The sequence below is a fragment of the Halorubrum sp. DM2 genome (genome assembly GCF_901686465.1).
In the GTDB taxonomy this organism is placed as follows: domain Archaea; phylum Halobacteriota; class Halobacteria; order Halobacteriales; family Haloferacaceae; genus Halorubrum.
This window is the reverse complement of the sequence record NZ_LR594487.1, coordinates 2,925,638-2,941,254: the sequence shown is the minus strand read 5'-3', so window position 1 is coordinate 2,941,254 and position 15,617 is coordinate 2,925,638. Positions and strand designations below refer to the sequence as shown.

General features: G+C 70.2%; 17 protein-coding genes. 7 read left to right on the top strand and 10 right to left on the bottom strand.

Going from position 1 to position 15,617, the window contains the following annotated elements:
- The first annotated feature begins 38 nt into the window (after positions 1-38).
- A complete protein-coding gene (locus QOL69_RS14780) occupies positions 39-1,475 on the top strand; it encodes an ATP-binding protein (RefSeq protein WP_283403778.1) in 1,437 nt (478 codons plus the stop codon).
- A gap of 483 nt (positions 1,476-1,958) precedes the next feature.
- On the opposite strand, the gene QOL69_RS14775 is transcribed toward QOL69_RS14780, so the two are convergent.
- A complete protein-coding gene (locus tag QOL69_RS14775; protein WP_283403777.1) occupies positions 1,959-2,534 on the bottom strand; it encodes a class I SAM-dependent methyltransferase in 576 nt (191 codons plus the stop codon).
- Positions 2,535-2,605: 71 nt separating this feature from the next.
- Between QOL69_RS14775 and QOL69_RS14770 the strand changes: the two genes are divergently transcribed.
- Positions 2,606-3,244: a GNAT family N-acetyltransferase gene (locus QOL69_RS14770; RefSeq protein WP_283403776.1), complete on the top strand. Its 639-nt coding sequence runs from the start codon at positions 2,606-2,608 to the stop codon at positions 3,242-3,244.
- On the opposite strand, the gene QOL69_RS14765 is transcribed toward QOL69_RS14770, so the two are convergent.
- The 3 genes from QOL69_RS14765 to QOL69_RS14755 all read right to left on the bottom strand — a co-directional run bounded on the left by QOL69_RS14765 (position 3,241) and on the right by QOL69_RS14755 (position 5,545).
- On the bottom strand, positions 3,241-3,753 hold the full coding sequence (locus QOL69_RS14765; protein ID WP_283403775.1) for a TspO/MBR family protein: 513 nt from the start codon (positions 3,751-3,753) through the stop codon (positions 3,241-3,243). The two genes, QOL69_RS14770 and QOL69_RS14765, sit on opposite strands and share 4 nt — an antisense overlap.
- Before the next feature lie 49 nt (positions 3,754-3,802).
- Entirely contained in the window at positions 3,803-4,819 is a 1,017-nt protein-coding gene (locus tag QOL69_RS14760; protein WP_283403774.1) for an AI-2E family transporter, read from the bottom strand.
- 129 nt (positions 4,820-4,948) lie between these two features.
- Entirely contained in the window at positions 4,949-5,545 is a 597-nt protein-coding gene (locus QOL69_RS14755) for a DUF6149 family protein (protein WP_283403773.1), read from the bottom strand.
- A 115-nt stretch (positions 5,546-5,660) separates the two neighbouring features.
- On the opposite strand from QOL69_RS14755, the gene QOL69_RS14750 reads away from it, so the two are divergent.
- The 5 genes from QOL69_RS14750 (at position 5,661) to QOL69_RS14730 (ending at position 9,256) form a co-directional block, all read left to right on the top strand.
- Positions 5,661-6,239: a DUF1684 domain-containing protein gene (locus QOL69_RS14750; protein WP_283404250.1), complete on the top strand. Its 579-nt coding sequence runs from the start codon at positions 5,661-5,663 to the stop codon at positions 6,237-6,239.
- Between the two features lie 164 nt (positions 6,240-6,403).
- Positions 6,404-7,642: an NAD(P)/FAD-dependent oxidoreductase gene (locus QOL69_RS14745; RefSeq protein ID WP_283403772.1), complete on the top strand. Its 1,239-nt coding sequence runs from the start codon at positions 6,404-6,406 to the stop codon at positions 7,640-7,642.
- A 119-nt stretch (positions 7,643-7,761) separates the two neighbouring features.
- Complete coding sequence (locus tag QOL69_RS14740; protein ID WP_048076665.1) at positions 7,762-7,977, top strand: DUF7979 domain-containing protein; 216 nt, start codon at positions 7,762-7,764, stop codon at positions 7,975-7,977.
- An 89-nt stretch (positions 7,978-8,066) separates the two neighbouring features.
- On the top strand, positions 8,067-8,483 hold the full coding sequence (locus tag QOL69_RS14735) for a DUF7124 domain-containing protein (RefSeq protein ID WP_283403771.1): 417 nt from the start codon (positions 8,067-8,069) through the stop codon (positions 8,481-8,483).
- Positions 8,484-8,554: 71 nt separating this feature from the next.
- The gene (locus tag QOL69_RS14730) at positions 8,555-9,256 is read left to right on the top strand and encodes a MogA/MoaB family molybdenum cofactor biosynthesis protein (RefSeq protein WP_283403770.1); all 702 of its coding nucleotides are present in this window, start codon (positions 8,555-8,557) and stop codon (positions 9,254-9,256) included.
- Between the two features lie 12 nt (positions 9,257-9,268).
- Here the strand turns inward: QOL69_RS14730 and trpG are convergent, their stop codons facing one another.
- The 6 genes from trpG to QOL69_RS14700 all read right to left on the bottom strand — a co-directional run bounded on the left by trpG (position 9,269) and on the right by QOL69_RS14700 (position 15,539).
- Positions 9,269-9,862: an anthranilate synthase component II gene (trpG, locus tag QOL69_RS14725; protein ID WP_283403769.1), complete on the bottom strand. Its 594-nt coding sequence runs from the start codon at positions 9,860-9,862 to the stop codon at positions 9,269-9,271.
- Complete coding sequence (trpE, locus tag QOL69_RS14720) at positions 9,859-11,565, bottom strand: anthranilate synthase component I (protein WP_283403768.1); 1,707 nt, start codon at positions 11,563-11,565, stop codon at positions 9,859-9,861. The genes trpG and trpE overlap by 4 nt, the downstream gene beginning before the upstream one ends.
- Positions 11,562-12,206 carry a phosphoribosylanthranilate isomerase gene (locus QOL69_RS14715; RefSeq protein ID WP_283403767.1) on the bottom strand — a complete coding sequence of 215 codons (645 nt, stop codon included), beginning with the start codon at positions 12,204-12,206 and terminating at the stop codon, positions 11,562-11,564. The genes trpE and QOL69_RS14715 overlap by 4 nt, the downstream gene beginning before the upstream one ends.
- Positions 12,206-13,255, bottom strand: a complete 1,050-nt coding sequence (gene trpD, locus QOL69_RS14710) for an anthranilate phosphoribosyltransferase (RefSeq protein ID WP_283403766.1) — start codon at positions 13,253-13,255, stop codon at positions 12,206-12,208. Before trpD ends, QOL69_RS14715 begins: the two co-directional genes overlap by 1 nt.
- A 193-nt stretch (positions 13,256-13,448) precedes the next feature.
- Positions 13,449-14,153, bottom strand: coding sequence for a universal stress protein (locus QOL69_RS14705; RefSeq protein ID WP_283403765.1), 705 nt, complete (start codon positions 14,151-14,153; stop codon positions 13,449-13,451).
- Between the two features lie 96 nt (positions 14,154-14,249).
- The gene (locus tag QOL69_RS14700) at positions 14,250-15,539 is read right to left on the bottom strand and encodes a tRNA pseudouridine(54/55) synthase Pus10 (RefSeq protein WP_283403764.1); all 1,290 of its coding nucleotides are present in this window, start codon (positions 15,537-15,539) and stop codon (positions 14,250-14,252) included.
- Positions 15,540-15,617 lie beyond the last annotated feature (78 nt).

Here is a 15,617-nt window from a genome sequence, read left to right as displayed (position 1 = left end):
CGACGCTCTTAACCGCGTCCCGGCGCTACTTCGCGCGGATGAGTAACCCGGCGCTCGACGTCGTCGAGTTCGTGTTGACGACGCACTTCTACACGCAGGACCGCGACCTCGACGAGAACGACCTGCCGCCCCGCTTCCGGCAGGTGTTCTGGTCGGCCGACGCCGCCGAGGACGCCCCCGGCGGCGTGGAGCGGCCGCTGAAGGCGACCGACGAGACCACCCGTACCGCGACGGGGGTCGAACGGCCGTGGGAGGCGGTCTCCGACCTCCTCTTCACCCAACGCACGGAGTTCTCCGGCGAGATCTCGCTGACCCAGCCGGCGATGGGCTTGGAGTGGTACCGCGACCGCGCGGACGACGACCGGATCGCCGGGAACCCGACGATCGTCGCCGCGCTGGAGGCCGCGGACGAGCTGACGGCTCCCGTGAGCCACGAGGAGGCCAGAGCCGACGTCCGACCCATTCAGGCCGACCGCGTCTGGATCGACGCGCTCCTCGGCGAGTACTTCGACGAGGACGAGGACGCGGAGATGCTCGATCTGGTCAACGTCCGCGCGCCCGAGGAGATCGAGACGACGCTGGCCGACCTCGTGTTGACCGGCGATCAGGAGGGCGAGATCCAGAAGATCGTCAAGGCGATCGAACACCGCGAGTACCTCGCGGAGATCGGTCTCCGCGAGATCGGGAAGCTGCTGTTCGTCGGCCCGCCGGGCACCGGGAAGACGACCGTGTCGCGCGCGCTCGCTCACGAGCTCGGGCTCCCGTTCGTCGAGGTCAAACTCTCGATGATCACGAGCCAGTACCTCGGCGAGACGTCGAAGAACGTCGAGAAGAGCTTCGAGGTCGCCAAGCGGCTCTCGCCGTGCATCCTCTTCATCGACGAGTTCGACTCGGTGGCGAAGACCCGCCGCTCGGACGAACACGCGGCGCTGAAACGCGCGGTCAACACCCTGCTGAAGTCGATCGACGAGGTGTCTTTGGTCCGCGACGAGGTGCTCCTCATCGGCGCGACGAACCACCCGGACCAGCTCGACGCCGCCGCGTGGCGGCGGTTCGACGAGATCGTCAACTTCCCCAAGCCGGACCGAGACATGCGCGCCGACATCCTCCGCGTGGTGACGAAGGAGATGAAGATCGCCGACTTCGACCCCGAGGAGGTCGCCGACCGGACGAGCGGACTCACCGGCTCTGACCTCCGCATGGTGCTCCGGGAGGCCGTCCTCGGCGCGCTCACGGAGGACCGGATGACGATCACGCAGGAGGACGTGATGGCGGCCGTCGAGGACTTCGAGGAGCGCGACAACCTGAAGAACATGGACATGATCGACGGCGAGGGGGCCGAGGTGCTCGGTGAGACGGGGGCGAACGACGCCCACGACCACGGCGACCACGATCACGATCATGGCGACGGTCACGAGGAGAGTTCGGCGGACCCGACTCGCGGTGCGGAGCCGCAGGGTCGAACGCAGGACTGAGGCGGACGGTCGAATTCACCGAGGCCGACTTTCGTATTTGGAGACGCCGTTGGAACTGTCCGCTCGGACGCGAGAACGAGTTAAGCGGCCGGTCGTTCAAGTGGGATTTATGAACTGCTGATCGACACGACTACCGGCGAAGGTCCAGCCGTTCGCTACGATATAGTCGCCACCGACGTTCCGACTGAGACCGCCGAAGCCCCAGCCGGGAGGCCGGCAGACGCTCGCTGTGCTCCTCGCTCAGTCGCTCGTTTCACTCGCTCCTTCGCTGCGGTGCTTACGTCCCCTCTGCCGGCCTCCCGGCTGCCCCTTCGAGTCCCGCCCCGCACAGCCTCACGCCTCCCCAGCCTCGTCGGTCGCCTCCGCTTCGCTTCGGCGACCGACTCCCTCGCGCGGTGCTGCTTCGCGGTCGCCGGTGGCGACCGCTCGCAGGCACGCGCCACGGTACCACAGATCGGTCGTTTCTCCCGCTGTACCGACCGGTCACCGCCGAACCCCGGCGACCGTGTAGCCGAATCCGCGGTCGACGATGCGGGGATCGAGGCCGACGGCGTCCATCGCGGCCGCGAGGTCGTCCGGAGTCAGGAACCGCGAGTCCATGCCGATCGCGTGTTCGCCGGCGACGAGGAGTCGCCCCAGCGGATGGTCGGGGTCGAACTCGCGGACGACGAGCGCGCCGCCGGGCGCGAGTACGCGGGCCGCCTCCGCGAGCGCGGCCTCGTGGTCCGGCAGGTGGTGGAACGCGTCGACGACGGTCACCGCGTCGACGCTCGCGTCTCGGAACGGCAGCCGCCCCGCGTCGGCTGCGAGACCGTCGAGCCCGCGGACGCGACGCGCCCGCGAGAGCATCTCGACGGAGGCGTCGACGACCGTGATCTCCGGGCCGGTCAGCGCGGCCGCCGCCCGTCCCGACCCCCCGCCGACGTCGAGGAGGCGCTCGATCGGACGCGTCGCGTGGTCGAGGCCGGCGGCCAGCGCCGCGCCGTCCGCCGGCGGCATCGCGAGGTCGTACAGCGGGGCCACGCGGTCGAAGAACGCCACGTCGCCGAGTCCGTACATGGGCGGAAGGAGTCCCGCGACGGACAAAGGGCCACCGACCCCGTTTAGGGGCTCGCCCCCGTACGACGGCCATGGAGTACGCGCTCGTGTGTCGCCCCGGCGAGGGCGCGACCCTGCGGCTCGACTACCGGGCGTTCGCGTACGCCGGGAAGTTCGTCGTCGGCGCGCCGGGCAAGTCGGTGATCCGGACGCCGGACAGGGGCCCGGCCGCGCCCGATTGGACGCCGAGCGAGTCGCTGCCGGACACGGTCGATCCCGAAGCGTTCGAGACGGACGTGATCGCGGCCGTCTCCTTCTCGCCCGACCGGACCGACCCCGACTGCTGCCGGCTCCGGTACGTCACGGTCCATGCCGCTCGGCGCGGCGAGGGAATCGGGCCGCGGCTGATCGACGAGACGGTCGCCGATCTGGCCGCCGACGGGTTTGACCGAGTAAAGATCGCCGTGAACAACCCGTTCGCCTACGAGGCGTGCCACAAGTGCGGCTTCGGATACACCGGCGAGCGGACCGGACTCGCCGAACTGGAACTGGCGCGGCCGGCCGCGACGCCCGCCCGCGTCGACCCCGAGCGATATCGCGACGGAATGGCGGCGTTCCGCGAGACGGACGCGGAACTGAGCCGCGCCGAGCGTCGGTTCGTCGCCGAGCGACTGGAACGCGGCCCGCCGGCGGTCGACGCGGATGGGACGGGAAGCGAGGATCCGCGCTAGTTGAGCGCCCAGATGGCGTAGTTGAGCGCGGTCGCGAAACAGACCCACGCGAGGTACGGGACGACGAGCGCCGCGGCCCGCCGGTCGACGCGATCGAAGGCGACTATCGTCGCGACGACCAAGGGAAGGAGGGCGACGAGGACGACGAGACCGAGGTCGGCGCGTTCGAGCCCCCAGAACACCGGCGACCACGCGACGTTGACGACGAGCTGAACGCCGAACAGCGCGAGCGCGGTCCGCACCCACCGCGCCGACGCCGCGCCGTCGCGGCCGGCGAGGTACACGAGCGCGGCCGCCGCGCCGAGCAGCGCGTACAGGATCGGCCAGACGACGCCGAACGCCCAGCTCGGCGGGTAGAACGCCGGGAGTTCGAGCGACGCGAACCAGGCGCTCCGGGCGGTCGTGAACGGGACGCCGAGCGCGCCGATCAGGTTGACCCCGACCGCCGCGGCGGCGATGAGGAGGGCGTCGCGTCGGTCCGGTAGCCGGGAGGTCGCGGTCGTTGCCATGGCCGAAGTACGGCGGGCGTTGAAGTAAACCCCCACGCCGGGTCCGGTCTCAGATTGCGTCGTAGTCCTCGCGGAACGTCTCCAGCGTGGCCGCGAGCACGCCGATCACGATGGGACCGACGAAGAGGCCGGTGAACCCGACCGAGTAGATGCCGCCGAACACGCCGAGCAGGATGATCGCGGGATTGAGATGCGCCTGCTGGTCGATGACGAGCGGGCGGGCGTAGTTGTCGACCATCGCGATCACCGCGACGCCGTAGACGGCGAGGAACACGCCGGCGGTCACCTGGTCGACGATCACGAGGTACGCGGCCGCCGGTCCCCACACGAAGAACGCGCCGATGAGCGGGAGCAGCGCCAGCACGGCCATCACGAACGTCCAGAACACCACGTTGGGGATCCCCGTAGCCCACAGCCCCAGCCCGGCGATGAAGGCCTGAAGCAGCGCGACGACGATGTGCCCGATGACGACGCCGCGCGTCATCACGTTGACGCGCTCGACGAGGTCGGCGGTGACGTCCGACGGCAGCGGGCTCGCCGCGCGGATCCACTTGACGAACGCCGGGCCGTCGATGAGCGCGTAGTAGACTAAAAACAGCGCGAGCGACAGCCCGACCGAGGCGCGGACCGCCGTCGTGAGGATACCGCTGAAGCCGCCGAACAGCGTTTGGGCGAGCTGCTGCCCGACGGTCTGGAGTGTCTCACCGATCTCCGGGTTCTGCCCGGTCAGCGCCGCGATCTCGGCTTCGATCGCCGCCACGTCGATCGTCGTGTCGCCGGCGGCGATCGCGGTGAGATCGCGGACGAACACCCACGTGATGTACGCGAGCGGGAGGATCACGGCGACGATAGCAGAGAGGATGAGCGTCAGCGCCGAGAGCATCTCGCCGAACCGCTTCGAGACCCGCGTTTGGAGCCGGCGGGTCAGCCGCCGGTGGAACGGGTAGAGGACGAACGCGAGGATCGCCGAGGCGATCACGTACTCGATAAACGGGAGGATGACGAAGAGCGTCAGGAGCGCGACCGCGCCCATCAGAAGCAGGAGGAACGATTGCCCGCGGTTCATGGGCGTCTGTGTCTCCGGCGGGTTATAAACGTCACCGGGAGCGCCGGGTCGGTCTCGGACTCCGAGAGTCGGGAGAGGGGGGAAGGAGAGAGGGAAGGAGAGGAGGGAAACGGGCGGCGGTCGGTCGGGTCAGGCGCTCGCCTCGTCCTCGTCGAGTCCGGGCGCGGTCGCGGCGTCGACCTCGTCCGGCTCCTCCGTGTCGCCGCCGACGACGGTCTCGCCCTCGTCGGTCTCGACGTACACGTCGTCGGCGAAGCCGGCCAGCGCGTTCTCGTACTCGGGTTCGTCGAGCTTCTCGGGCGTCTCGGGTGCCTCGACGACGCCCCCGGCCGGACAGAACTCGCCCAGCGGGTCGTCGATCGTGATCCCGTACTCGGAGAAGAACTCCTCGTACCGGCGGTAGTGGGCCTCCAGCTCGTCGCCCGGGATCTCCATCATCTCCGTCCAGCCGTGGTTGAAGAAGTCGAAGTTCGCCTGGACGTGGGTGATCTCGCGGGCCTCCGCCTCCGGGAAGCCCGCCTCTAAGGCGGCGACGTACGTGTCCATCGTCGCGTCGAAGAAGCTGTCGAGGTGGTCGCGGCGCTCCTCGCGGCGGTCCTCGTCGGCCTTGTTGAGGAAGATACTCGTGTGGAGGTCGACGAGCTTGTCGTTGGCGACGTCGCCGACGACCGGCGTGGTCAACGCCTTCTTCGCGGCCCAGTGACGGATGTTCTGCCGGATTTTCATACGCTCGATTGGGTCGGGACGCTCTTGAATCTGTGGCGTCCGAGACGTGATCGTGCGCGTCGGCGACCGCGCCGCAGAAGTGTTATTTCGCCGAGCGAACAACGTCGACGTGGACATGGCCGCGAGCGAGAGAGACGACGACTGGGCGGCGCAGGTCGAGGCGCGGCGGGAGGCGAAGGCGAAACAGTTCCGCGAGTCGGCGCGGTCGCCGCTGCCCGTCTCGATGCGGGGCGACGCGTTCCCGGGGCTCGACTACTTCGAGCCGGACCCGGCGTACCGGTTCGTCCTCCCGCTTCACGAACACGACGAGACCGAGACGGTGACCGTCGAGACGACGGCGGGCGGCGAGCAGACGTACCGCCGGTGGGGCGAGTTCCGCTTCGCGGTCGACGGCGAGTCGGTGACGCTTCAGGCGTACCGCCCGGCCGGCGACGAGGACCGCCTGTGGGTGCCGTTCCGCGACGCGACCAGCGGCGAGGAGACCTACGGCGCGGGGCGGTACCTCGATCTGGAGCCCGATCGCGACCGCGTCGACGGCGAGTGGGTGGTGGACTTCAACGTCGCGTACAACCCCACGTGCGCGTACAACCACGCCTACGAGTGCCCGCTCGTGCCGGGCGAGAACTGGCTCGACGTCCCGATCCGGGCCGGCGAGAAGGACTTCCCCGGGGAGCCGGCCGGCGCGGACCACTGACCGGCGACGACGCCTACCGACGGGTGGTGCGGCCGACCGCTCGCCGACGCGCGTCCGGCGGGAGAAGGGTCTCTGTACGCGTTTCCCGGCGGTCGTGAGTCTCGTTCGCACGGGTGCGGACGCGGATGACAACCCACATTAGGCATGAATCCGAACGCCGAGACATGAGCGATTCGTACGTGATCATCGGTGACGGTATCGCGGGCGCGTCCGCGGCCGAGACGCTCCGCGAGGAAGCGCCCGACGCCGATATCACGGTTCTCACGGACGAGGGTGAGTCCCTCTACAACCGGATTCTGATCAAAGAGTACGCGAAGGGGAAACTCCCCGAGGCCCCGATATCGATCCACCAGGAGGAGTGGTACGACGAACACGACGTCGACCTCCGGCTCAACACGGTCGTCGTGGACATCGACATCGACGAGGACGCGGTCCACACCCACGAGGGCGAGACGTTCGAGTACGACTCGCTGCTGCTCGCGATCGGCGGCACGCCTCAACAGCTCCCGGTCGAAAACGCTGACGCCGACGGAATCCACCACTTCTGGACGTTCCAAGACGCCCGCCGGATCAAAGAGAGCGTCGAGGACGCCGAGAAGGCGGTCATCGTCGGAGCGGGCCTGCTCGGCATCGACTTCGCGGCCATTTGCGGCGCGCAGGACGTCGAGGCGAAGTACCTCATGCGCGGCGACAACTGGTGGCGCTACGCGCTCTCGGAGGAGGGCGCGGAGATCATGCACGAGGCGATGCGCGAGCGCGGCGTCGAGCCGGTGTTCGGCTCCGGCGTCGACCACTTCGAGGTCGACGACGACGGCCACGTCGAAGCCGCGGTCGACCCGAACGGCGAGCGCTACGAGTGCGACTTCGCGGGCGTCGCCATCGGACTGAACTTCAACACCGAACTCGTCGAGGACACGCCGCTGGAGGTCGACGACGGCATCGTCGTCGACGAGTTCATGCGGACCAACGTCGACAACGTGTACGCCGCGGGCGATATCACCACGTTCAACGACCTCATCCTCGGCGAACGGGCGAAGAACGGCTCGTGGGGATCCGCCAAAGAGCAGGGGACGATCGCTGCCCGGAACATGGTCGACTACGGCAGCGAGGAGTTCGAGTGGGTCTCCTCGTACTCGATCACCCACTTCGACTTCCCGTTCCTCTCTTTCGGCCACCCGACCCTCGGCGACGACTCCGTGGAGGCGACCACCGCCGACGGCGAGTGGCGTCGCGTCGCGCTGAAGGACGGTAAGGTGGTCGGCGGGGTGCTCATCGGCGACCTCTCGCCGCAGTCCGCGTTCAAACAGCTGATGCGCGAGGGCCGCGACGTCAGCGACCACGCGGACTTCCTCATGGAACCCGGCTTCGCAGTCGACGACCTGCCGGCCTCGGCCGAGCAGTAACGGCCGCCGCAGTCACAGGATCGCCCCGTAGCGACCCCGTTCTCTCCTCGATCACGGACCGCCCACCGTAGTTACAGTGCTGCGAAACATTTATGATTAATAATGATATACGTTACCACATGACAATTCGGGAGTCGAACCGGCAGCTCAGACTCCGGCGCACCGGTCGCATGCCGTCCGACGCGCGAGTCCGGCACTTCGACGAGCTGAGCGACGACGAGAAGCAGGTCGTCGCCGAGCTCGCCGGACGACCGCGGACGGCCCCGGAGACGAGCACTCTGGAGGACGGCGACGTGGTGAAGTTCACGGACTACTACCTCGTCCGCTCGCGGTGAGTTTGGGTCCGGGCGAGCGCTCGGGCCCCGGCAGGGGGCGGCGGGGCGGAAGCGAAGTTGTTTTCGCCGGCGGGGAGCAAGCGGGAGGCATGGACAGCGGCGGATCCACCGACATGACGCTGGCGTTCGAGTTGGAAGCGCTGAAGGCGCTCGCGGACCCCAACGCGGTGTTCAGCAACGCCCGACAGTGGACCGAGTACGTCGGCGTCGTCAGCGAGAAGCCCACCTACGTCGTCACGAACTTCACGCGGAAACACCGCGTGCGACAGGACTTCTTTTCCGGGCCGCGCGGCGTCGAGGAGAGCTTGGAGAACATCAGCGGGCAGTTCGACACGGACCGACACGTCTTCGTCGGGGTCGACGACGAGGACGAGGCCGTCGCCGAGGCGACCGGCTGGGAGTTCCTCCACGTCGAGGACGCCGCCGAGGCCGCGGGGTGGACGCTCGCGACCGGCGAGACCGCGGACGAGGCGGCCGAGGAGCAGGCCCGCGACGACTGGCCGTAGCCCGGCCCCGACCGGGGAGCGGTCCCGCCCCCAACGCGAGGTGTTTTGCCCGCGGCGACGAATTGCGTGACATGACGAGTCACGACCACGGAAGCGACGAGGGGCACGACGAACACGGCGACGACCACGGGAACGGCCACGACCATCACCACCACGACGTCGACTCGGTCGCGGTCGCGGTCGTCACCGTGTCGTCGTCGCGGAGCGCGGATGAGGACCCGGCCGGCGACTACGTCGCGGCCGCCTTCGAGGACGCGGGCCACGAGATCGCCGTCCGCGAGCTGATCGGCGACGACTACGACAGCGTTCAGGGGACGGTCGACCGGCTCGCCCGGCGGAAGGACACCGACGCGGTGGTGACCACCGGCGGCACGGGCGTCACGCCGGACGACGTGACGCCGGAGGCGGTCCGCGGACTGTTCGCGAAGCGCCTGCCGGGATTCGGTGAGCTGTTCCGCCGGCTCTCCTACGAGGAGATCGGGACGCGGACGATCGGGTCGCGCGCGACCGCCGGTGTCGTCTCCGCGACGCCGGTGTTCTGTCTCCCCGGCTCCGAGAACGCGGTCCGGCTCGGCGTCGACGAGGTGATCCTCCCCGAGGTCAGCCACCTCGTCGGCCTCGCCGGGCGAGGGGTCGACGAACGCGGCGAGGAGGAGACGGAGGAAGTAGAAGAGGTGGAGAGAGAGGAGACGGCGGAGGGAGAAAACGCCACCGACGACGCGTCCGCGGACGTGGGAGCCGACGACGACCCGTCCGGCGACGGCGACGCCTGACGGGCCGCCGCCTCAGACCCCGGTGAGGAAGTTCCGGATGAGGTCGTGGCCGGAGCCGGTCAACACGCTCTCCGGGTGGAACTGGACCGCCTCGATCGGGTGCTCGCGGCCGCGGATCCCCATCACGATCGACTCGCCGTCGTGGTCGGTGGTGGCCGTGATCTCGAACGCGTCGGGCACCTCGGTCGCCGCCAGCGAGTGGTAGCGGCCGGCCCGGAACCCCTGATCGAGCCCGCGGAACACGCCCTCGCCGTCGTGGTCGACGGCGAACGCCTTCCCGTGGACCGGCTCGGGAGCGTGGCCGACGGTCCCGCCGTACTCGTGGACGGCGGCCTCCAAGCCGAGGCAGACGCCGAGCGTCGGCACCCGTGTCGAGAGGTCGCGCAACACCGGCATCGTCACGCCCACGTCGCGCTCGTTCTTCGGGTGTCCGGGGCCGGGGCTGACGATCACCGCGTCCGGGTCCGCCGCCTCGATCTCGTCGAGCGACGCGGTGTTTTTGAACACCTCGACGGCGACCGGCTCGCCGTCGATCCGCTGGTCGGAGACGTACTCGACGAGGTTGTAGGTGAACGAGTCGAAGTTGTCGACGACGACGACCTTCATCGCTCGCCCTCCGGGCCGGTTGCGAGCGGCTCTTCGCCGCTTTCGGCCTCGCCACCAGCGTCTTCGCGGATCCGGTCGATCGCGGTCAACACGCCGTCCATCTTCTGTTCGGTCTCCTCGTACTCGGCGGCCGGGTCGGAGTCGGCGACGAGGCCGGCCCCGGCGCGGACGGTGACGGCGGCCTCGTCCGGCGCGCTCGCGTCCGCCGGCGACTCGTGGAGCGTCGCGGTCCGGATCACGATCGCGAAGTCGGCGTCGCCGGTCCACGCGTAGTAGCCGACGCCGCCGCCGTACGCCCCGCGCGGCGTCGTTTCGAGGTCGTCGATGATCTCCATCGCGCGCACCTTCGGCGCGCCGGTGAGCGTCCCCGCGGGGAACGTCGCGCGGGTCGCGTCGAACGCGTCGGCGTCGCCCGCGAGCGTCCCCGTGACGGTCGACTCGATGTGCTGGACGTGGCTGTACTTCAGGACGTTCATGAACTCCTCGACGCGGACGGACCCCGGCTCGGAGACCCGCCGCACGTCGTTGCGCGCGAGGTCGACCAACATCGTGTGCTCGGCGCGCTCCTTCCCGTCGGCGAGCATCTCGCCCGCGAGTCGCCGGTCCTCGACGGGGCTCGTGCCTCGCGGACAGGTCCCCGCGATCGGGTTCGAGACGATCCGGTCGCCTTTCACCGACACGAGCGTCTCCGGGCTGGCACCGACGACGGTCCGGTCGTCGTGGCGCAGCACGTACATGTACGGCGAGGGGTTCACGTCGCGCAGCGCCGCGTACAGCCCGAGCGAGTCGACCTCGCCGCGCAGTTCGCGGCTCCGCGAGATCACGCCCTGGTAGATGTCGCCGTCGAGGACGTGTCGCTTCGCGGTCCGAACGGCCTCCTCGTACTCCTCGCGGGGGTCCGCGGTCTCCTCGCGCACCCGGACGCCGTCCGGGTCCGGCGACCCGGTCGCACGCAGTTCGGTCGCGACGCGCTCGGCCTCGGCAACCAGATCGTCGTACACCGCGGCCGGGTCGTCGTCGACGCCGATCACCGGCGTGAACACGAGTTCGGCGCTCCCCTCCTTCTCGTCGAAGACGACGGTCCGGGTGGTCAGGGCGAACTCCGCGTCCGGGAACTCGGTCTCGGGGCGTTCGACGCCGACCTCCTCCAGCCAGAGGTCGTACACCGCCTCGTACGCGAGGAATCCGACGAAGCCGCCAGAGAGGATCTGGCGGTCGGTGTCGGGGAACCCGCGCAGGCTCACGTCCGGGAAGGCGGCCCGGGTCCGGTCGACCGCGTCGCCGGCGTCGGGACCGAGGCCGCTACGGCGCTCTTCCTCGGTGTCCGGGTCGCCGACGAACTCGGCCGCCGGACCGAGTTCGGTCACCTCCGTGCGGTCCGGGTGGATCGAGACGATCGCCTCGGGGTCGTAGCCGACGAACGAGTAGCGGGCGTGTCTGTCGGCCTTCCCGCCCGAGGTGAACGCGCCGTCGGGGTCGCTGGAGGCGACCTTCTCGCCGGACTCTAGGAGGAACCCGTACGGCCCCTCGCCGACGAGGGTCGCGTACGCCGCGAGCGGGGTGACGTCGGCGTCGAGCGAGACCGACGCGCGGACCACGACCGGTTTGTCGGCGTCGGCGGCGAGGTCGACGAACTCGGCCTTCGAGCGGTCGAGGGAGGTGAGGACGGACGCGTCGCCGTCCGACGCCGCGTCGTCGCTCATGCCAGCTCCATCTCCCGGCCCGCGTTGGCGACGAACCGGGCCACCGCGTTGTGGTCCTTCCGCCCGCCCTCGATCTCGACGCCCGAGGCGACGTCGACCGCGAAGGGGTCGGCGACGCGCACGGCTTCGGCGACGTTGTCGGCCGTGAGTCCGCCTGCTAACACGACGGGCGTGGTGAGCCGGGCGGCGAGCTCGCCGGTCGCCTTCCAGTCGTGGGTCTTGCCCGTGCCGCCCGCCCCCGAATCGTCGGTGGAGTCGATCACCAGCGCGTCGACCGCGCCGTCGAACTCCTCCGCGCGGGCCGAGTCGGCGGCGTCGACCGTGAGCAACACCTTGCGTTCCGTCTCCGCGCGGACGTACCGCAGTTCGTCGACGGTCCACTCGCCGTGGAGCTGGATCGCGTCCGGCGCTATCGTCCGGGCGAGTTCGGCCGCGCGCTCGGCCGACTCCGGCATCGTCACGAGCGTCGCCGTGACGAACGGCGGCACGTCGGCGAGCAGCTCCGCGGCCGTCGCCGGGTCGACCTCGCGCGGCGAGTCGATCGGGACCTCGGTGATGACGCCGACCGCGTCCGCGCCGGCCTCGACCGCGGCGCGGAGGTCGGCCGCGTCGGTGATCCCGCAGATCTTCACGCGCGCCATCAGTCGTCGTCCTCCGCGGTCACGCCGGATCCCTCCTCGACCGGCTCGTCGTCGCCGCACAGCGCCGCGAACTTCTCGGCGGCCGCGCCGGAGTCGATCGCCTCGGCGGCGCGCTCGACGCCCGCTTCGAGCGAGTCGGCCTCGCCGGCGACGTAGATGGCAGCGCCCGCGTTCGCGAGGATCAGGTCGCGCTTCGCTCCCGTGACGGAGCCGTCGACGATCCCGCGGAGGTCCGCGGCGTTCTCCTCGGGCGTCCCGCCCGCGACCGCCTCGATCGGCGCGCGGTCGAGTCCGAGCTCCTCCGGCGTGATCGTGAACTCCGTGACCTCGTCGCCGTCGACCTCGGCGGCCACGGTGTCGTCGTGGATCCCGATTTCGTCCATCCCCGCGCCGTGGACGACGAGGGCGCGCTCGACCGGCATGTGCGCGAGCGACCGGGCGATGACCGGGACGAGGTCCGGGTCGTACACGCCGAGCACCTGCGCGTCGGCACCGGCGGGGTTGGTGAGCGGCCCGAGGACGTTGAAGATCGTGCGCATCCCGAGTTCCTTGCGCGGGCCGATGACGGCCTTCATCGCCGGGTGGAACACGGGCGCGAGCATGAAGCCGATCCCGTCCGCCTCGATGGCGTCCTCGACGGCCGGGGGTTCGGCCTCGACGTCGGCTCCCGCGACCTCCAGCACGTCGGCGCTCCCGGAGGAGGAGGAGACCGAGTAGTTGCCGTGCTTGGCGATCGGCACCCCGGCACCCGCGGCGACGATCGCGGCGGTCGTCGAGACGTTGATCGTGTCGTAGTCGTCGCCGCCGGTCCCACAGGTGTCGACGAGCGGCTCGCGGTCCGGCTCGATCGTCCGGGCGGCGTCGCGCATCCCCTGCGCGAAGCCGGCGATCTCCGCCTCGGTCTCGCCCTTCGTGCGGAGCGCCGCGAGCAGCGCCCCGATCTGCGCCTCCGTCGCCTCCTCGAAGACGAGCCGCGCGGCCTCGCGCGCCTCGTCGACAGTCAGATCCGTCCCGTCCGTCACGCGCTCGACCGTGTCGTTGAGATTCATTATGTCCACCGATGTAGTATTCCGCGTTGTGATGTACAAGTATGTACACCGATTTAACGCTGTCGCCGACGCGAGAACCGTTAGCACGGGCGGAGAAACCGGCGAACGCGAGGGAAGCCGGAGGGCGACAAGAGAAAGACGGAGTGGAACGCGCGAACCGTTGAAAGCGTCGTCGGGAGTGCGCCGTCGCGTCCTACTCCGCGTCGAGCGCGGTCGAGCCGGCGGCCTCGACGACGACGACCGGGACCTCGGCGTCGCCGACGACCGTGTCGGTCGTGGAGCCGAAGACGAACCGGCCGACCGTCCCCGTCGTGGGCGCGCCGACGACGACCAGGTCGTAGTAGGGCGACTGCTCGACGACCGCGCCCGCCGCGGTCCGGTCCTCGACGAGCCACCGGTCGGCGCGGTCGAAGCCGCCGAGCCGCGACTCGGCCGCGTCGAGGAGTCGCTCGCCCGCCGCGTCGTAGTCGGTGTCCGCTGCGTCGTCCGGGGCGTCGGCGACAGTTCCGGTGGCGTCGTCGCCGGGATCGGCATCGGCGAGCGCGGCGTCCGAGGGGACGACGTGGAACAGTTCGAGCCACGCGTCCGTCGCCGCAGCGATCGCCTTCGCGACGTCGACGGTGGCTCCCGAGTGGGGGCCGGGACCGACGGCGACGAGGACCGAGGAGACGCGGTCGGGACGCTCCGCCCGGTCCGCGCCGTTCAGCGACACGTCGGCCGCGGCGGGGACGTCGCTCGCGTCGTCGACCGCGGGGCCGATCACGGACTCGCCGACCGCGGGCGAGTCGACGGCGGCCGACCCGCCGCTCGCGGTCGAGTCGCTCGATCCGCCGCGAGCACCGCCGTTCCGGGCACCGCCTTTTCCGGTGCTTCCACCGTCGGCGTCGCTCCCGTTCATACGCGAACGTCTGACGCTCGTCAGATAAATCCCGTTGGTTCCACGCTCCGAGCGAGCGCCCGTCCCCCGCGCCCCTGCGCCGGGAGGTTCCGGGCGTTACTCCCGGAAGAACTCCTCGCGCTCGAACGGTTCGTCCTCGCCCTCGACCGCGAGCACGTCGAGCGCGGTCACCTCGGCACCGACGCCGAGCAGGCCCGCGAGGCTCGGCTCCGTCCGGCCCTCGTCGCCCGAGATCAGCTCCTTGATATAGAGGCCGCCCTCCCCGCGGATCTCGACGGTCGCGTGGCGGGGGTCGCCCTCTTCCAGTTCGGCGGTCGCCTCGTACACGTCGCGCTCGCGCGTGATGCTCGCGCGCCGGTGGTCCACCCGGTTCGGGGTGTACTGCTCGACGGTCGCCCCCTCCAGCGTCTCGATCGCCGCGGCGAGCGCGTCGGCGTCGACGTCGGCGTCGAAGGTCACCGCGGCGCGGTAGCGCTTGCCGGCGTCGTGTTCCTTCACGCGTTCGACCATATCGTAGGTGGCGAGGCGGAGGCCCTCGACCTCGACCGCGCCGTCGGCGAACGCGTTGATGTCGGCCTGGAGGCGGTCGGTGTCGACCCGCCGTCGACGCGGCTCCTCGATCTCGATCACGAACGGTCGCCCGGTGCCGAGCATGAGCGCGTCGACGTCCTCGCGGCCCGCGCCGTGGAACGTCGCCTCCGTTCCGTCGGTCACGTCTTCGACGACCGGCGCGGTGTACTCCTCGACGCTGTCGTCGTAGAGGTAGCCGGAGCCGCCGCAGTGGTCGCAGGGGTCCGCACCCTGCCGTCCAGACCCCTTACACTCTCGGCAGGGCCACTCCGTCTGCGGGATGTCGCGCTCCAGCTTCCGATATCGGCCGTAGACGAACGTCGAGTTCACCTTCGCGTCGATCTCGTCTTCCGCGAGGTCGATCGTGAACTGGACGTCCGGGCGGTCGAAGGAGACCTCGGCGTCGGTGACCCGGCCGACCCGCTTGCCGACCTCGCGGTTGAACTCCGATTTGAACGGCTCGCCCGCGTCCTCGTCGAGACCGGCGTCCGCGCGGAGCAGCGCCTCGTTCTCCTCGATCAGCGGCGGCGGGCGCGTGCCGACGTTGTACGTGGCGAACTCGACGCCCTCGACCGCCGCGGCTGCGCGTTCGGCCCACTCGTCGAACTCGGTACAGCGCCCCTCGCAGACCCAGCAGTCCGCGGTGTCGACCGGCTCGTGGTCCTCGTCGTCGCGCAGCGCGAGCGACACCCGGAGCGCCGAGCCGCGGTCGGCGTTCGACAGCCCGAAGCTCCGGTCGGCGACGAGCCGGCCGAGGCAGGCGGAACACACCGGGCCGGTGTCGGTCGCGCGCGCCGCGACGTCGAGTACGTCCATACGCCCTCCAGCGGGCCGCGTGGTAACTGTCTTACTACTCGGTCGGTGGAGCTTACTCTCGGTCGGTGGCGCGCCTCC